At 60.0% G+C, this 17,198-nt stretch carries 18 protein-coding genes; 7 read left to right on the top strand and 11 right to left on the bottom strand.

From position 1 onward, the window contains the following. Positions 1–7: 7 nt before the first annotated feature. The 3 genes from KO492_RS05735 to ppk2 all read right to left on the bottom strand — a co-directional run bounded on the left by KO492_RS05735 (position 8) and on the right by ppk2 (position 2,506). Positions 8–799, bottom strand: coding sequence for an ABC transporter ATP-binding protein (locus tag KO492_RS05735; RefSeq protein WP_066603181.1), 792 nt, complete (start codon positions 797–799; stop codon positions 8–10). A 196-nt stretch (positions 800–995) separates the two neighbouring features. Then, positions 996–1,436 carry a TerB family tellurite resistance protein gene (locus tag KO492_RS05740; protein ID WP_216044069.1) on the bottom strand — a complete coding sequence of 147 codons (441 nt, stop codon included), beginning with the start codon at positions 1,434–1,436 and terminating at the stop codon, positions 996–998. A gap of 158 nt (positions 1,437–1,594) precedes the next feature. Beyond that, a complete protein-coding gene (gene ppk2, locus KO492_RS05745; RefSeq protein WP_216044070.1) occupies positions 1,595–2,506 on the bottom strand; it encodes a polyphosphate kinase 2 in 912 nt (303 codons plus the stop codon). Between the two features lie 350 nt (positions 2,507–2,856). Here ppk2 and KO492_RS05750 point away from each other — a divergent pair, with 350 nt between their 5' ends. Beyond that, positions 2,857–3,486 carry an FMN-binding negative transcriptional regulator gene (locus KO492_RS05750; RefSeq protein WP_216044071.1) on the top strand — a complete coding sequence of 210 codons (630 nt, stop codon included), beginning with the start codon at positions 2,857–2,859 and terminating at the stop codon, positions 3,484–3,486. 134 nt (positions 3,487–3,620) lie between these two features. Next, positions 3,621–3,854 carry a hypothetical protein gene (locus KO492_RS05755; protein ID WP_216044072.1) on the top strand — a complete coding sequence of 78 codons (234 nt, stop codon included), beginning with the start codon at positions 3,621–3,623 and terminating at the stop codon, positions 3,852–3,854. A gap of 140 nt (positions 3,855–3,994) precedes the next feature. On the opposite strand, the gene KO492_RS05760 is transcribed toward KO492_RS05755, so the two are convergent. Both KO492_RS05760 and secG read right to left on the bottom strand, forming a co-directional pair. Next, positions 3,995–5,638, bottom strand: a complete 1,644-nt coding sequence (locus tag KO492_RS05760) for a CTP synthase (protein ID WP_216044073.1) — start codon at positions 5,636–5,638, stop codon at positions 3,995–3,997. 217 nt (positions 5,639–5,855) lie between these two features. Next, positions 5,856–6,218 carry a preprotein translocase subunit SecG gene (secG, locus tag KO492_RS05765; protein ID WP_066603192.1) on the bottom strand — a complete coding sequence of 121 codons (363 nt, stop codon included), beginning with the start codon at positions 6,216–6,218 and terminating at the stop codon, positions 5,856–5,858. A gap of 201 nt (positions 6,219–6,419) precedes the next feature. Between secG and KO492_RS05770 the strand changes: the two genes are divergently transcribed. Beyond that, the gene (locus KO492_RS05770; protein WP_216044074.1) at positions 6,420–7,715 is read left to right on the top strand and encodes an adenylosuccinate synthase; all 1,296 of its coding nucleotides are present in this window, start codon (positions 6,420–6,422) and stop codon (positions 7,713–7,715) included. A 4-nt stretch (positions 7,716–7,719) separates the two neighbouring features. Beyond that, entirely contained in the window at positions 7,720–7,959 is a 240-nt protein-coding gene (locus tag KO492_RS05775; RefSeq protein WP_216044075.1) for a DUF2842 domain-containing protein, read from the top strand. A 73-nt stretch (positions 7,960–8,032) separates the two neighbouring features. Here the strand turns inward: KO492_RS05775 and KO492_RS05780 are convergent, their stop codons facing one another. After that, positions 8,033–10,186, bottom strand: a complete 2,154-nt coding sequence (locus tag KO492_RS05780) for a hypothetical protein (RefSeq protein WP_216044076.1) — start codon at positions 10,184–10,186, stop codon at positions 8,033–8,035. 132 nt (positions 10,187–10,318) lie between these two features. On the opposite strand from KO492_RS05780, the gene KO492_RS05785 reads away from it, so the two are divergent. After that, complete coding sequence (locus KO492_RS05785) at positions 10,319–11,005, top strand: thiamine diphosphokinase (RefSeq protein ID WP_216044077.1); 687 nt, start codon at positions 10,319–10,321, stop codon at positions 11,003–11,005. 41 nt (positions 11,006–11,046) lie between these two features. On the opposite strand, the gene KO492_RS05790 is transcribed toward KO492_RS05785, so the two are convergent. The 3 genes from KO492_RS05790 to KO492_RS05800 form a co-directional block, all read right to left on the bottom strand. Continuing rightward, positions 11,047–11,976: a DMT family transporter gene (locus KO492_RS05790; RefSeq protein ID WP_216044078.1), complete on the bottom strand. Its 930-nt coding sequence runs from the start codon at positions 11,974–11,976 to the stop codon at positions 11,047–11,049. Positions 11,977–12,242: 266 nt separating this feature from the next. Then, entirely contained in the window at positions 12,243–12,380 is a 138-nt protein-coding gene (locus tag KO492_RS05795; protein ID WP_216044079.1) for an entericidin A/B family lipoprotein, read from the bottom strand. A gap of 292 nt (positions 12,381–12,672) precedes the next feature. Further along, positions 12,673–13,455: an alpha/beta fold hydrolase gene (locus KO492_RS05800; RefSeq protein ID WP_216044080.1), complete on the bottom strand. Its 783-nt coding sequence runs from the start codon at positions 13,453–13,455 to the stop codon at positions 12,673–12,675. 120 nt (positions 13,456–13,575) lie between these two features. Here KO492_RS05800 and KO492_RS05805 point away from each other — a divergent pair, with 120 nt between their 5' ends. Then, complete coding sequence (locus KO492_RS05805; protein WP_216044081.1) at positions 13,576–13,935, top strand: hypothetical protein; 360 nt, start codon at positions 13,576–13,578, stop codon at positions 13,933–13,935. On the opposite strand, the gene KO492_RS05810 is transcribed toward KO492_RS05805, so the two are convergent. Then, positions 13,910–14,758 carry a DUF817 domain-containing protein gene (locus KO492_RS05810; protein WP_216044082.1) on the bottom strand — a complete coding sequence of 283 codons (849 nt, stop codon included), beginning with the start codon at positions 14,756–14,758 and terminating at the stop codon, positions 13,910–13,912. The genes KO492_RS05805 and KO492_RS05810 overlap by 26 nt on opposite strands. 91 nt (positions 14,759–14,849) lie before the next feature. After that, a complete protein-coding gene (gene glyA / locus KO492_RS05815) occupies positions 14,850–16,145 on the bottom strand; it encodes a serine hydroxymethyltransferase (protein ID WP_216044083.1) in 1,296 nt (431 codons plus the stop codon). 293 nt (positions 16,146–16,438) lie between these two features. Here glyA and KO492_RS05820 point away from each other — a divergent pair, with 293 nt between their 5' ends. Continuing rightward, the gene (locus KO492_RS05820; RefSeq protein WP_216044084.1) at positions 16,439–17,197 is read left to right on the top strand and encodes an NAD kinase; all 759 of its coding nucleotides are present in this window, start codon (positions 16,439–16,441) and stop codon (positions 17,195–17,197) included. The last annotated feature ends 1 nt before the right edge of the window (position 17,198 follow it).

The following is a 17,198-nucleotide window of genomic DNA, read 5'->3' on the forward strand; positions in this document are numbered from 1 at the left end:
CTTTTGTTTAGGCCGGAACAGTCGCGCTGAGGAACTGTTTGAGCCGTTCGGATTTGGGATTGCCGAAGAGATCGGACGGGTGGCCCTCTTCTTCGATCAGCCCTTTGTGAAGGAACACGACATGGTCGGAAATATCCGCCGCCATGCGCATGTCATGGGTCACGATAATCATGGTGCGGCCTTCTTCGGCGAGCGCCTTGATGACCTTGATGACCTCTTGTTCAAGTTCGGGATCAAGCGCCGATGTCGGCTCGTCGAACAAAAGCGCCTGCGGCTCCATGCATAGTGCACGGGCAATCGCGGCGCGTTGTTGCTGGCCACCGGACATCTGCGCCGGATAGACATCGCATTTGTCGCCGATGCCCACCTTGTCGAGATACATCCGTGCCTTTTCCTCGACCTCTGCCTTGTCGCGGCCCATGACCGTGACCGGCGCTTCCATGACATTTTGCAGGATGGTCATATGGGCCCAGAGGTTGAACTGCTGGAACACCATAGAGAGGTTGGTGCGGATGCGTGTCACCTGTTTGCGGTCCGCCGGACGCCGGTCAAGCCCTGCGCCCTTCCACAAAATCGGTTCGCCATTAAAGATGATTTCGCCTTGCTGGCTGTCTTCCAACAGGTTGGCACAGCGCAAAAGCGTGGATTTGCCGGAGCCCGAAGACCCGATGAGCGAGGTGACATGGCCGCGGGGTGCGATCATGGACACGCCTTTGAGCACTTCGAGATCACCGTAGGATTTGTGCAGATCACGAATCTCGATGACGGGTGTTGCGGAATTTGAATCTTTGGTCAGCATCGCCAAGAATTAGGGCTAAAGCTTTGGCAGATGCAACAATCATCAGCAGATTGCCCCAGCGTATCGCCATTTTTTTGATCAAACCGCCCCGTATCGCTCAGGGCTTGGGCGCTCCGCGCCTGTGGTTTTCGGTGCAGACAGGGGCGAAACGGGTGCTACCGGTCACGGAAAGCGGCGATTCTCGATGCGCGGGAGATCAGTGACCGGCCTCGACCCGTTGGCGTGCCAGCGCACTGTCCTGATCCTTCACGCCCAGCAGATTGGCCACCAGCCGCAACAGCGCATCCTCGTCCTGATCGCGCACCCCGTCGGCCAGAACCACGGACCAGAGCCCTTCGATCACATGGATGCGCTCTTCATAGGGCACGGCCTCCTTGAGCGCACGGGTGAAGCGCACGGTGTCGGGGGCTTCGGATTCGAGCTGCTCGGCTTCGGCGCGCAAACTCGCGGCCTCGAACGGCCCCAGCCCATAACGCTGCCGCAGCAGTTTTTCGATGCGCTCGGCCTCTTCGGGGGCATAATGCCCGTCAGAGCGCGCCACCCGCACCAAAAGCGCGGCCATCGCGCGGCGGGCGTCTGTGTCTTGCAGGGGCGCGGGCGCCGGTTGCAGCAGGGTTTTGAGAAAATCACCAAACATAGATGCCATATAGGGCAGGGCGGGGCGCAGGGAAAGGGGCCTGCATCAGACGCGCTGTTCACGTTCCCGCGTGGCGGATCGCGCATGATGCCCGCCAAAAGAAAACGCCCGCAAACTCTCTGCGGGCGTCATGGTCTGGATCAAAGCCTCAGGCCGGATCAGTATTTCTTCGGCACATAAAGCTCAGGCGGCAACACCGCACGCTCGTAGTCCTTGTTGTAGACGCGCTCGGGCAGTTGCACCTCTTCATGCGGGATTTCCTCGTAATCGAAGAGCGACAGAAGGTGGTCGATGCAGTTCAGACGCGCACGTTTCTTGTCATTGCCCTCAACGATATACCACGGCGCTTCGGGGATATTGGTGCGGAAGAACGTGTCCTCCTTGGCCTTGGTGTAATCCTCCCAACGGATGCGCGATTGCAGGTCCATCGGCGACAGTTTCCACTGTTTCATCGGGTCGTGGATCCGCATGAGGAATCGCATCTGCTGTTCCTCGTCGGTGATCGAGAACCAGTATTTCACCACCTTGATGCCGGAACGCACCAACATGCGTTCAAATTCGGGAACGTCCTGAAAGAACTGTTCGACCTGATCTTCGTCGGCAAAGCCCATGACGCGCTCGACGCCGGAACGGTTATACCACGAGCGATCGAACAGCACCATTTCCCCCGCCGCTGGCAGGTGCGGCACATAGCGTTGGAAATACCACTGGCTCTTTTCACGATCCGAAGGCGCAGGCAGCGCGACCACACGCACAACACGCGGGTTGAGACGCTGGGTGATCCGCTTGATGACGCCGCCCTTACCCGCAGAATCGCGGCCTTCGAACAGCACAACGATCTTCTGACCCGTCTGCTCGACCCAGTCGTGCAGCTTGATCAACTCTGCCTGAAGGCGCAACAATTCGCGGAAATACACAGAGCGGTCGAGAATATCGGGATGCTCTTTCATGTAAATCTTCTTGATTTCCCGCGACAGAATGGAGTCCTCAAGCTCGATTTCCCACTCCTCGTCCAGCGTGTCTGCGAGTTCCGCTTCCAGCCAGTCCTGGGCGTCTTTATCAAAGCTCATGATCTGCTCCGTCCTTTCTCTTTGCGTATGTGGCCGGATCGACCGCGCAAACGGTAGATGTGGTCCAAGTGGCCATTGTTCTATTTTGAAATGCTTTAACCATGCATACATGACGGTTTCTTGATGGAAAAGGAATGCAGCCCTTTGTGCGACCAAATAACCAAGGATGCCGCATTCACGGGCAGCGGATCGGCGCCCGCTGTGCCATGCGTCTGAATGCGGGCACGGGCCGCGAAGGGCAGGTCGCAAAAAGGCCGCGAAAACAAGTGCGACGGCGCGGGCGGCATGTTAGGCCTGACACGCATAGGCCTATGACATCTGTGACACGGGCACCAGCAAAGCAGGACGCCATGTATAGACCGAACCAATCCGCCATCGACGACCCCGAAACCCTGCGCCATGCGATGGCCGAGATCGGTTTTGCCGCTCTTGTGACGCCTCATGCCGAGGGAATCGAGATCAGCCACCTTCCCGTTGTACTGCGCGAGGAGGCGGGACAGACGGTGATCGAGACCCACATGGCCCGCGCCAATGCACATTGGAAACTGGCCGGTGCGCGCTCTGTCCTGATCTTTCAGGGGCCGCAAGCCTATGTCTCGCCGTCTTTCTATCCGTCCAAACAGGAGCACGGCAAAGTTGTGCCGACATGGTCCTATATCGTGGTCCATGCGCACGGGGCTTTCGAGACGTTTGACGGGGCGGCCGAACTTGGCGGGCATCTCAACGCGCTGACCCATCGCCACGAGGCCGGACGGGCCGAGCCGTGGTCCGTGGCCGATGCGCCCGTGCCCTATATCGCTGCGCTGAAACGGGGCATCATCGGGCTGCGGTTTGCCGCCGAGCGGCTGGAAGGCAAGTGGAAGGTCAATCAACACCGCTCTGCCGAGGACCAGAGAGGCACCTATGAGGGGCTTATGGGGTCGGGCGAGCAGGGCGTTGATCTGGCGCAGGCGCTGGCCAGTTTTTCCGTGCGCACATGAGGCAGCGTGCCGCATCCTCCGGCGCGCGTTTGTATTGAAACCGCAAAGCCCTAGAGTCAAAGCTCAAGAGTCGCTCTTCGATTCACACTGTGCGACTCACAATGAACGCGAAATGAACGCGAAAGGTTTACGCCATGCTTCAGGATAAGAAAAACGAGCTTGATTCCGAGAAACAGAAAAAGATTCTCACCCGTCTCGTGAAAGAGTTGAGCGAGGCGAAACCGGAATTCTATTACAAATCCACGCCTGAAATTGCGGTCTTGCTCAAGGACCAGATCGAAGCGGGCAAATCCCTCAACGGCGAAGAGCGGCATTTGATGCAGCGTCTTTCCCTGCGCGACATCGAAGTGATCTTGAGCCTGCACTAAAGCGCCTCGCAAACACGCAAGCTTGTCGCAAGGTTATAGGCCGAAAGTCAGGCCATAGATCGGGGCATAGTTCGGGCTGTAAATCGGATCATAAAAAAAGGCGCTCCGAAGAGCGCCTTTCAAACCGTTGCGACAGGCACTTACACCAGCCGCGAGTTTTCTTTTGCCGCGCGGATGAAATCGCGGAAGAGCGGGGCCGGAGCGAAGGGTTTCGACTTCAGCTCGGGGTGATATTGCACCCCGATATACCACGGGTGATCCTTGGCCTCGACGATCTCCGGCAGGCGTCCGTCCGGCGACATGCCGGAGAAGATCAGCCCGCATTCTTCGAGCTTCTCACGATATTTCGTGTCCACCTCGTAGCGGTGACGGTGGCGTTCCTCGATCTTGGTCGAGCCATAGATCTCCGCCACTTTGGAGCCCTCTTTGAGCGTCGCCGTATAGGCACCAAGACGCATGGTGCCGCCCTTGTCGTCGTCGGATTTGCGGCGCACGGTGTGATTGCCCTGCACCCATTCCTTGAGGTGGTAAACCACCGGCTCGAACCGTTTCTTGCCCGCTTCGTGGTCGAATTCTTCGGAACCTGCGGCCTCGATCCCCGCCAGATTGCGTGCCGCTTCGATCACGGCCATCTGCATGCCGAGGCAGATACCCAGATAGGGCACCTTGCGTTCACGGGCGAATTGCGCCGCTTTGATCTTGCCCTCTGTGCCGCGTTCGCCAAAGCCGCCGGGGACCAGAATGGCGTCATAACCTTCGAGATAGGGGGCGGGATCTTCGTGTTCGAAGGTTTCCGCATCCACCCAGTCGACCTTGACCTTCACACGGTTGGCCATGCCGCCGTGGGTGAGCGCCTCTGCAATGGATTTATAGGCGTCCTCAAGCTGGACATATTTGCCGACGATGGCGACTTTGACCTCGCCTTCGGGATTGAAAATCCGGTCGGCTACGTCATGCCATGTGGACAGGTCGGGCTTGGGCGCGGGTGCGATGCTGAACGCGTCGAGCACGGCCTGATCCAGCCCTTCGCGGTGATAGGCCAGCGGGGCCTCGTAGATGGATTTCAGATCGGGCGCGGCGATCACATCCTCTTTGCGGACGTTACAGAACAGCGCGATCTTCTCGCGTTCCTTCTCCGGAATCGGATGCTCGGAGCGGCAGACCAGCACGTTCGGCTGCAACCCGATGGTGCGCAGTTCTTTCACGGAGTGTTGGGTCGGCTTGGTCTTCAACTCGCCGGACGCGGCAATATAGGGCAGCAGTGTCAGGTGCATGAAGATACACTGGCCGCGCGGGCGGTCCTGTGCGAACTGGCGGATGGCCTCGAAGAAGGGCAGACCTTCGATGTCGCCCACCGTGCCGCCGATCTCGCAGAGCATGAAATCAACCTCGTCATCGCCCACGGCGAGGAAGTCCTTGATCTCGTTGGTGACATGCGGGATCACCTGAATCGTTTTGCCCAGATAGTCGCCGCGGCGCTCTTTCTCCAGCACATTGGTGTAGACGCGGCCCGAGGAAATCGAATCTGTCGCACGCGCCGAAACGCCGGTGAAGCGTTCGTAATGCCCGAGATCGAGGTCGGTTTCCGCGCCATCGTCGGTGACAAACACCTCACCATGCTCGAACGGACTCATCGTGCCGGGGTCGACGTTCAGGTAAGGATCGAGCTTGCGCAGGCGGACCGAATAGCCGCGGGCCTGCAACAATGCGCCCAACGCGGCAGAGGCGAGGCCTTTGCCAAGAGAAGAAACCACACCGCCGGTGATGAAAACGTAGCGTGCCATGGGCTGGAGATGCTCCCGTGATAGTCCGAATTCTTGTTTTTACGTTGTTCCAATGGCCATTTGCCCGATCTCGTCGACCGGCTGACCCCTGCTCAAAACAACGTGGTTCACGGGATTTAAGAAGTAACAGATTCGGCCATCCCGTGCAACCAAACCGCAACATGTTGAGGGGATTTTCCCCTCAACCCTCAAGGTCTTGTTAAATCTGATGCTTAGATCAGTCGGCGCGCGGCGGAGCGACAGGTGCGTCGGTCGTGCTCGGTGGCAAAAGATCGGAGCCCGACGGCAGTGCAGGGCTTCCCTCGTCGGCCGGCAGAACCTCTTCAACCGCAACACCATCCATCACGGAGCTCGATGCCGCTTCCTTGCGGGCCAGAACCGTCAGGGTGATGGACGTGGCGATAAAGCCGATGGCGAAAATCCATGTCATCTTGCCCAATGCGGTCGCAGCCGCACGGCCGGTCATGACGTCGCCGCCACCGCCCATACCAAGGCCGCCACCTTCGGAACGCTGGAGCAACACGATGCCAATGAGGCAGAGCGCGAGGATCAGGTGGACAACGAGAATGACATTTTCCATGGATCAGGCCTTTAGGGGTCGTTCGATGGGGCTACTTAAGTGGTCTATGGGCATCACGCAACCCCGATCTGGTCCCTTCTGTCGGGTTCCGTGCGATTGGTGGCGAAATCCACGCGGGGCGGGGCGTCCCAGATAAGGGTTTCATCACCCTGTCGGGGCCGCTATACAGCGACGGGTTTCATCCGTTCATAAGGACTCACTATGGCTAACGTCGTCGTTGTCGGCGCCCAATGGGGTGACGAGGGAAAAGGCAAGATCGTGGACTGGCTCTCCGAGCGCGCAGATGTGATTGCGCGCTTTCAGGGCGGACACAACGCGGGCCACACGCTCGTCATTGATGGAAAAGTATACAAGCTGAACGCATTGCCCTCGGGCGTGGTGCGCGGCGGCAAGCTGTCGGTGATCGGCAACGGGGTCGTGCTCGATCCGTGGCATCTGGTCAAAGAGATCGCCAAAATCCGCGAGCAGGGCGTCGAGATCACGCCGGAGACCCTGATGGTCGCCGAAAACACGCCGCTGATCCTGCCGATTCACGGCGAGCTTGATCGCGCCCGTGAAGAAGCCGCCAGCAAAGGCACCAAGATCGGCACCACCGGTCGCGGGATCGGACCGGCCTATGAAGACAAAGTGGGCCGCCGTTCTGTGCGCGTGGCTGATCTGGCCGACGAAGAAACACTCATCGCCCGCGTGGACCGTGCGCTTCAGCACCACGACCCGCTGCGTCGGGGCCTCGGCATCGCGCCGGTGGACCGCGAGCGTCTGATCAATGATCTCAAAGAGATCGCCAAGGAAATCCTGCCCTATGCGGCGCCGGTCTGGAAGGTTCTCAAAGAGAAACGCAAAGCCGGAAAACGCATCCTGTTCGAAGGGGCGCAAGGCGCGCTGCTCGACATTGATTTCGGCACCTATCCCTTTGTGACCTCGTCGAACGTGATCGCCGGTCAGGCCGCGACAGGCGTTGGCATGGGACCGGGCGCGATTGATTACGTCCTCGGCATTGTGAAAGCCTACACCACCCGCGTGGGCGAAGGGCCGTTCCCGACCGAATTGCAGGACGCCGACGGTCAACGTCTTGGCGAGCGCGGCCATGAGTTCGGCACGGTGACAGGGCGTCAGCGCCGCTGTGGTTGGTTCGATGCCGCCCTTGTGCGCCAGACCTGCGCCACCTCCGGCGTGACGGGCATCTCGTTCACCAAGCTCGACGTGCTGGACGGGTTCGAGACGCTGAAAATCTGTGTCGGCTACGAACTGGACGGCAAAAAGCTCGACTATCTGCCGACCGCCGCCGACGAACAGGCGCGTTGCACTCCGATCTATGAGGAAATGCCGGGCTGGTCCGAGTCGACCGAAGGCGCGCGCAGCTGGAACGACCTTCCGGCCAATGCGGTGAAATACGTCCGCCGCGTCGAAGAACTGATCGAATGTCCGGTGGCCTTGCTCTCTACAAGCCCCGAACGCGAGGACACGATCCTTGTAACCGATCCTTTCGCGGATTGATCGCATGGCCCTGAGCTACAAAAACCGGCGTCGTCTGTCGCTTCTGATTCTCGTGTTGGGGTTGCCCGCCTATATCGTGCTGGCCGTGACACTGGTGAACCAGATCGAGCGCCCGACGATCTGGGTCGAGCTTCTGATCTATGTCGGGCTTGGCGTGCTCTGGGCCTTCCCGCTCAAGGCGGTGTTCAAAGGGATTGGCCAGGCCAACCCCGACGAACCGCAAGATCGGGACGATACGCGCTAAGTCGTGGATTTATAATCAGAATACAAAAAAGGCCGCCTCAACGGGCGGCCTCTTTTTTGTCTTGTGAGCGACGTTAGCGCAGTTTGAACCGTGTGCTTTCGGCCACGGCGAATCTGCCACGGCTCAGTTTGCGGATCTTGCCTTGGCGTAGAAGCTGGCCGAAAGAGCGCAGGCGTTCCTCGACCGGCATGTCTTCCGGCATGGCCTCTTGTGCCAGATGCATGATCTGCGGACGGGTCACGGTTTCGCGGCCCTGCACAAAGTTGGAGAACGCCGTGGCGGCTTCGAGCAGTTCGGGCAGGCTTTCGGCCCCGAGCGTTTCGGCAAATTCCGTAAAGGTCGTGCCTTTTTCGGGAGCCACTTCGGCGATCGCATCCGCTTCGTCGAAGTTCTCGGCTTCCTGAACGGCCAGAGCGGCACGCGACACGCGGCGCGGGCGCACCGGTGTGATGTCTGCGCCGCTAGGCAGGTCCGCCGGCGGGTCGATCCGTTGTTCGGACACAAGCATCAGCGGCGGCAGTTTGCGGCGGGTCTTGTGACCGCCTTCGGGACGGGTCGGACGGACAACACGGGCGAGGTCTTCTTTATACTCTTGCGCATCGTCTTCGTCGGTGGCGTCCTTCGCGCCGGATTTCTCAGCACGGATGGCGCCCACGGCGGCTTTCAGATGTTCGATCGCATTGCGGCGGCGGGTGTTTTCGCCCTTCGCCATTTCGCGATCCGTCTCGTCCAGAAGGCGCGATACAGAGGCGTCAGAGGTGTCGAACACATTGTCCGCATCATCGTCATACTCGCTGTCATCGCTCTCGTCGGTTTCCATAAAGAGGACTTCCGGCGCGTCATCGTCCAGCGCGTCTTCTTCCGCAGTTTCCGGTTCGGCTGCGATGGCGGCAACCTCTGCGAGTTCGCGCATCAAGTCTTCTTCGGCTTCTTCGTCGAGCGAAGACGCCCCGAGTTCACGGCGCAGGGTGGAAGTGATGTCGTCGTCTTCAGCTTCGTCGGCGTCAAGCACCTCTGCTTCGATGACCTCAGCCTCTGCAACGATCTCTTTAACCTCTTCGGCCTGCGGCATGTCTTCCATACGCGCCCGCACGCGGCTGAGCGGATCGTCGGCCAGATCAGCCGTTTCGTCCTCAATGTCGTCCTCTACCGCCGCGGCAGACTCCGCGATGTCGGCGGCCAGATTCGGGTCCATTTCATGCGGCTCGGCGGCGGTGTCTTCGACTTCTTCGTCTTCCGCGGTCAGCGAGGACAGGATGTTGTCGAGTTTTGCATCGTCCTCGGAAGCTTCCTCGACGATCTCTTCGGCAACCTCTTCTTCGACAGTGTCAGCAACCTCGACCTGGCTGTTTTCATTGGCGATTTCCGCATTCATTTCGGAAATAATCGCCGCAGCCTCTTGAAACGGAGCAGCCGTGCTGGAAATTTCTTCGGCTTCGGCTTCGGCTTTGGCAACCGGTTCCGCAATCTCTTTCGCGACCGGCTCAACAACCGTTTCAGCCACCGGCTCGACAACCTCGGCCTCGAAGGCGCGGGGGGCGTCTTTCGGCTGGGCCGTCAGCGCCTCGTCCTCCACATCGGCCTCGTCAAAGCTCACATCGTCAAACGTGTCTTCGGCCTCGACCTGCGCGGGGGACTCTTTGAAGCTCATCGCGACGTTCTGATCTTCGGAGAAATCCGTCTGGTTGCGCTGGGCAACGGCGGCGCGGATGCGTTCGAGCTTGTCTGCGATGGTGCTGCCCGCTGCGGCGGCAGTGACAGAAGCGGCGGCGCGGGTGGCTGGCTGAGCTTGGGCCGCTTTCACATCATCTGTCGCAGGGGCAGGGCGCGCCTCTTCCGCTTTCGCGGCGGGCTGTTGCGCTTGCGGGGCGGGGGCCGTCGGGGTAGGGGCCGCTTCGGGCGCCTTGGCCGCAGGTGTCATCACCGGTGCGGGCTCTGCGACAGGCTCGGAAACAGGCGCGTCCTGTGTCTCACCCATCTGGCGCAAGACAAGACCATTGTCCTGAACACGGGCTTCGACCCGCCGCTGGATTTCCTTTTCCGCGATCGAATGGAGCATCTGTGGATCCGGAGTCGGGGGTTCGGCTCCGAAATAGCGGTCATCCGCCGCGAGATCGCGGAAATATTCCGCGATTGACCGCATCGTGGAGAAAGGATCGTCGAATCCCTCCAACGTACAGGAGAAGGTCCCATATGATACGGTCAGAATCTTACTGTCGTTTACCATGCCTAAACTCGCTTTCTGACTTGCTCAGCGGCTTTCTGTTTACCACGAATTGGTTCTCAAATAGGAACAGAACAAGGAAATCGTCGTGATCATTTCCTGTCCAAAATGTGGCAAAGAGGGTAACACTTTCTTATGAATTCCATTGAACCCGTTATTATTACACGGAAAAACGTCACTTTGCTGGGTGGCGGGACGGTGTGCCCCTCATTGTTGCAGGAAACGATGAAAAAGGCACCTTGCCTCGTGGCGGCCGATGGCGCGGCGGGTCAGGCGCTGGAGATGGGAATCATGCCGGAGCGCGTGATCGGCGACTTCGACAGCCTGACGGAGGCCCACCGCGCGCGTATTCCCGCAGACCGTCTCTGCCATGTGCCCGAACAGGACAGCACGGATTTCGAGAAATGTCTGACCCGTATCGACGCCCCGATGATTTTCGGCGTGGGATTCACGGGCGCGCGGATTGATCACGAACTGGCGGTCTACGCAACGCTCACCCGCTTTGCCTACCGGCGCTGTGTGATCCTCGGGGCGGAAGATGTGTCCTTCATGGCCCCGCCGGAGCTGACCCTGCCGACCACGGTCGGTCAACGTGTCTCGCTGTTTCCGATGGCGGCGGTGCAGGGGCGCTCTGACGGGCTGCGCTGGCCTATCGACGGGCTGCCTTTTGCCCCCGACGGGCGGATCGGGACATCCAACGAAGCGGTCGGCCCTTCGGTGCATTTGCAATTCGACCAGCCGGGGATGATGGTGATCCTGCCGCGCGCGGCCTGTGACGCCGATCTGGTGTCCCGTCTCATCGCCGCGCCGGTCTGGGCCTGACCGCCTGAGGGGCTACGCCTCCGCACGGTCTGTTCACGCCGTTAGGAGGCTGTCGGGTCGCCCGGCACATTCGGTTTCTGGTGGTTGATCCGCTCGCGGTGGATCAGGTAAAGCCCCGCTGCCACGATCACCGCAATGCCGAGCCAGACGATAGGCGAGGGGAAGTCGTGAAAGATCAGCAGTCCCGCAAGGGTGGAGAAGGCCAGTTCCAGATAGGCCAGCGGCGCGATGGTGGCCGAAGGTGCCATGTTGAGCGCCAGCGTCAGACCCTGATGTGACACGGTGGCGGCCACGCCGACGCCCAGAAGCCAGATCCAGTATTTGCCCTGCGGCAGGCTGGGGTCGAACATCCCGCCGGAGCCGTCGAAGATCATCAACAGCGGCAGCGCGACCACCAGCGTGGCGATGGCAGTGGAGCTTTGCAGGGCAACGGGATGATAGCTGCGCAAGGCGCGGGTCACGAGCATGTAGCAGGCGAAAAAGAACCCTGAGGCCAGCGGCAGGAGTGCGGCTGTGCCAAAGGCCAGAAGGCCGGGGCGCACCACAATCAGCACGCCGAGAAATCCCACAAGCGAGGCAAGGATGCGGCGCGGGCCGACCTCTTCACCGAACAGCGCCCAGCCGAGCAGCAGGATGATGAAAGGTTCGACAAAGGTGATCGCCAGAGCATTGGCCAAGGGCATGATGGAGACCGCCCAGACAAAGGTGAAGGTGGCGGCCAGTGTGAACAGGCCGCGCAGAAAGATCAGCCCCGCGTCGCGTCGGCTGCGCACCAGAGTGAGGCGCATCCCCAGCGCCACGGGCAGAAGAATCGCCCCTTGCACCAGAAACCGCGCAGCGGTGATCTGGCCAACCGCATGCTCTTCGGCGGCGAGTTTGGCAAAAACATCAATGATGGGCGCAATGGCGCAATAGGTCATCATCATGACCATGCCCAACAGCGGGCGATCAAGGGAGGGGCTTTGTGTCATACCCTCTTTTTGCCGCCCGTTTCCGGCGGTGCAAGCTTTGTGCCTGTGCGGGTTTTGTCGGGCTCTGAGCAAGAGCGCTCAGGTTTTCGGATGTATGGCCCGTGCGGGCGTCGCGTGGGCGTGTGGTGTTGCGTGGGGACGTGCGTGCGGAAGAATATGCGGTTTGAAAAGGCGGTATAAAAAGCGCCGGTGGGCGTCCTGATCCTGAGGGGAGGAAGATCGAGGACAATCCACCGGCGCGCAGAGAGCCGTGGGAGGGAGGCGGCTCACATATCGCTTTGCACCTCACGGCTTTCCTGCGACAGCGCGTCACCGGCGGTCGAGAGGTCTTGTCCGGCCCCGTCGATGGTCTCGCAAGCAGCCAGCGCCAGAAGGGTCAGTCCCATAATCATCACACGTTTCATGTCAGTCTCCTTGATATGCAGTTGGGAAGGAAACGCGGGACGGGCGCAGTTGGTTCCCGTTTGTTTTCGCGGCCCGTTTGTTTTCGTGGAGGGGCGGCGCGGAACCGCTGCGTCAGGCCGGATGCGGCGTCAGATGCGTCAGGGAATCTGCCCGACACAAGTCCGACAGGTATCCGACGGTTTGCCGACACCTGATTTTGCCCCGATCAAAGCGGAGCGGGGGTATCTCTGTGAGCGGCTTTTGGACGGAGCCGTGGGCGGATGGAATGGCCCGAAGGGGTCGTGTGTGTGGTCAGGTTTTCGCGTCCACAGAGTCCATCCATGTGCGCATGGCCGCCTCGAATTCGCGGGGCTTTTCGGCGTGGAGCCAATGGCCCGTGCCGGGGATGGAGGCGAATTTTGCGTTCGGGAACAGGGCTTTGGAGCGTGCGCGGTGGTCGCGCTCGACATAGGTGCTTTCGCCGCCAGACAGGAAAAATGTCGGCCCTTCAAACGTGCCGGACACGTCAGGGAAACCGACGATCTTCGGCATTTCCGCCTCCAGAACATCAAGGTTCAAAAGCCAGCGTTTCTCTTTGACAACAAGGCTTTGCAGCAAAAATGCCCGCACGCCCGCATCCAGAACATCCCGCGCCAGTTGCCGGTCCGCATCCGAGCGCCGCTCCACTTTTTCAAGGTCGATTTTGCGCATGGCCTCAATGAGCGGCGTGTTGTCGTGGCTGTAAGCGACGGGCGAAATATCCGCAACAATCAAGGACTTGATCAGTTCGGGCCGCGTGAGTGCGAGCACCATCACCGCCTTGCCGCCCATAGAGTGCCCCATGACGTGACAGGGGCCATGCTCGGCCACCAGAGGCTCCAGAACCTCGGCCAGATCGGCGGCCATATCCTCATAGCTCTGGGTCGGAAAACGCGGACTGTCCCCGTGGTTACGCTGGTCCACGGCGGCCACAAGTCGCGTATCGGACAGACGTTTCGAGATCACGCCCCAGTTCCGGGCAGAGCCGAACAGGCCGTGGACGATCAGGAGGGGTGAGGCGTCGGTCGGGTGACCGTGGAATTCCGTGTGCAACATATCCGAGAGATAGCGCCTTGGCGCAGCGCAGCAAACCCGTTTTTTGCGGGTTATGTTATTTATCCAGAAACCGGTTCCCACTTTTCGGATCGCGTTCTAAAAGACCGTATGGACCATTCCGTGACCCATAGAGCCGAAAACCTTGCCACGCTGATGCGGGAGCGTCTTGGTGTGCGTGCGGGGGAGGGGTTCGAGGCCAAGGTCAAACACGCAGGCCGCCGCCTCCCGCGCTGGGCGCGCAAGCAGGCGGCAGTGATTGTCGAGGCTATGGCCTTGGAAGCACATCCGAAACTGGCGCAGCAGGTGGCGCACAAGAAGGTCGACAAAGCGTTCAAGGAGCTGACCTATTTCCTTGAGCGTCAGGATGTGAAAACCCGCCGCAAGAACCGGTTTCTCGACCTTGTGGCGGTGCTGGCCTTTGTGGTTTTCGTGACCATCGGGCTGGTTCTTGCGGTTATGGTCTGGCGTGGTCTGGTGTAAACTGCTGCGGGTCCAGTGCATCGCGTTGCACTAGTGTGACGGTGACAAAGCTCACATAAAGCAAGAGATACCACGACCCCATCTTTGAAAATCCGACCATGTCGCCCGCCATCTGGCCGTTGTAGAGCCAGATTTTCGTCGCCGTCCCGATGTTTTCCGCGATCCAGAGGAAAAAGGCGGAAAGCACGCCCGCCACGGGCATGGGCATCCAGTGCCATTGACCGATACGATACCAGACACGGGTGCGGGCGTAGAGGATCAGCGAGGCGGCAAAAAGTCCGATGCGGATGTCCGGCCCGAAGTGGTGGGTGAAAAAATTCATGTAAATCGCGCCTGCAAACAACAGGCTGGCCCAATAGGGCGGGTAGGGCGCAAAACGCATGTCAAACAGGCGAATGGCGCGGGCCATGAAACTGCCGACGGAGGCATACATGAAGCCGGAAAACAGAGGCACACCGCCGATTTTGATCAGCCCTGCACCGGGGTAATCCCAGCTTCCCATATGCAGTTTGAAAATCTCCATAATGGTGCCTGTGAGGTGGAACAACAGGATCACCTTGGCTTCCGAGAGGGTCTCAAGGCGGAAGAACAGAAACAGCAGTTGTAGCGCCAGGGCGTAGAGCAAAAGCGCGTCATAGCGGGCGATGGGCCAGTCCGCCTGCCAGAGGCTGTGGGTGACGAGCATGGCGATCAGGAGCAGCCCGCCGAAAAGCGAGGCCCAGCCCATTTTGACCGTGAACATGACCAGTTCCGTGACCCCGTGCGGCAGGCGGGCGCGGAGCCAGTCACCAAGGCGGCGTTCAAGAGAGGTGGGCTGTGCCATAGGGCGGGAAACTCCTGAAAGCCGTCGCTGACGTGTTTGCTATAGAAAAGGGGCCCGAAGGCCCCTCAACTCTGTCGTCTGTGTGCGAAACTTACAAGTTCGGATAGAGCGGGAATTTCTCGCACAGGGCTTCGACTTCGGCTTTTACCTTGGCCTCGACCTCTGCGTTGCCCTCTTCGCCGTTCTGGGCGAGACCATCGACTACTTCGACAATCCAGTCCGCAATCTGGCGGAATTCAGCCTCGCCAAAGCCGCGTGTGGTGCCCGCAGGGGTACCGAGACGCACGCCGGAGGTGACCATCGGCGGCTCGGGGTCAAAGGGGATGCCGTTCTTGTTGCAGGTGATATGGGCGCGTTCCAGAGCTTTCTCCGTCGCGTTGCCTTTCACACCTTTGGGGCGCAGATCGACGAGCAGCACATGCGTATCGGTGCCGCCGGTGACGATGTCGAGGCCACCTTTCATCAACTGGTCCGAGAGGGCCTGCGCATTCGCGATGACCTGTTTGGCGTAGGTCTTGAATTCGGGGCGCAGTGCCTCACCGAAGGCCACGGCCTTTGCGGCGATGACATGCATCAAAGGGCCGCCCTGAATGCCGGGGAAGATGGCGGAGTTTACTTTCTTGGCGATCTCCACATCGTTGGTGAGGATCATGCCGCCACGCGGACCGCGAAGGGTCTTGTGCGTGGTGGTGGTGGCCACATCGGCATAGGGGAAGGGCGAGGGGTGCTCGCCACCTGCCACGAGACCGGCGAAGTGGGCCATGTCGACCATCAGGAGAGCCCCGACCTCGTCGGCAATCTCGCGGAATTTCGCAAAATCGATTTGGCGCGGGATGGCGGAACCACCGGCGACGATCAGCTTGGGCTTGTGCTCCAGAGCCAGTTCGCGGACCTGATCGTAGTCAAGGCGCTGGTCTTGCTGACGCACACCGTATTGCACGGCGTTGAACCATTTGCCGGACTGGTTGACTGACGCACCGTGGGTCAGGTGACCGCCGGAGGCAAGGTTCATCCCCAGAATGGTGTCACCCGGCTTGAGAAGTGCGTTGAACACACCTTGGTTCGCCTGAGAGCCGGAGTTCGGCTGCACGTTGACATATTTGCAATCGAAAAGCTCTTTGGCGCGATCACGGGCGAGGTTCTCGGTGATGTCGACAAACTCGCAGCCGCCATAGTAGCGGCGGCCCGGATAGCCTTCGGCGTATTTGTTGGTCAGAACGGACCCTTGCGCTTCCATTACGGCAGCGGAAACGATGTTTTCGGAAGCGATCAACTCGATTTCATGGCGCTGACGGCCAAGCTCTTTCGTGATGCTGTCGAACAGATCTGGGTCGCGGGAGGCGAGTGCCTCGGTGAAGAAACCGGAATCGCGGACATTGGCCGTCATGCTTTGCTCCTTGGCAGCGTGGGAGTGTCGCGGCTGTATTAGCCATAATGTGACATTTGGAAAACCCTTTGCGCGAACATAATGATCATGAATCTTGTAGCGAGTGCGTGCGGATGGAATACGTATGTTTCCGATCCGCCTCCTTTGGAGCGTCTTCGGGGCAAAATGCCGTGAAGGCGGGCCGGTTCGAAAGAGCAAAAGGGTATGCGCAGGGCTGTGCAGGTTTTCGGGTGAAATTCCTGTGCGGCTTTGTTACTGAGGATCGCAGAGACAGAGTTCAAAGAGGGCCCCAGATGGTCAAGATCGCCTTTGCCGCCAGTGAGGCCCAGATTGCGCAACGGGCCTATGAACGGCTGACGGCCCGCTACAAAGCTGTGCCGATGGAAGATGCCGAGGTGATCGTGGCGCTTGGCGGCGACGGGTTCATGTTGCAGACCTTGCACGGCACGATGCATCTCGACACGCCCGTCTATGGCATGAATTGCGGCACCATCGGGTTTCTAATGAACGAGTTCCGCGAGGATGATCTGATCGAGCGTCTGCGCGCCGCCGAGGAAGAGGTGATCAACCCGCTCTCCATGAGAGCCGAGTGCGAAGGGGGTGAAATCCGCAAGGCGCTTGCGATCAACGAGGTCTCCTTACTGCGCGCTGGGCCGCAGGCTGCCAAGCTGCGCGTCTCTATTGATGGCAGAACCCGTATGGACGAATTGGTGTGCGACGGGGTTCTGGTCTCCACGCCGGCGGGGTCCACGGCCTATAATTATTCCGCGCGCGGCCCGATCCTGCCGATTGGCTCTGACGTGCTGGCGCTCACGGCTATGGCGGCGTTTAGGCCACGGCGGTGGCGCGGGGCCTTGTTGCCCAGCACCGCGAAGGTGCGCTTTGATGTGCTGGAGCCGGAAAAACGTCCGGTCATGGCCGATGCCGACAGCCGCCATGCTGGCAATGTGCTTTGGGTCGAAATCGCCTCCGAACCCAAGGTGAAGCACCGTATCCTCTTCGATCCGGGGCACGGGCTGGAAGAGCGGTTGCTGCGCGAACAGTTCGTGTGAC

Source organism: Celeribacter halophilus (assembly GCF_018860305.1).
GTDB classification, from domain to species: domain Bacteria; phylum Pseudomonadota; class Alphaproteobacteria; order Rhodobacterales; family Rhodobacteraceae; genus Celeribacter; species Celeribacter halophilus_A.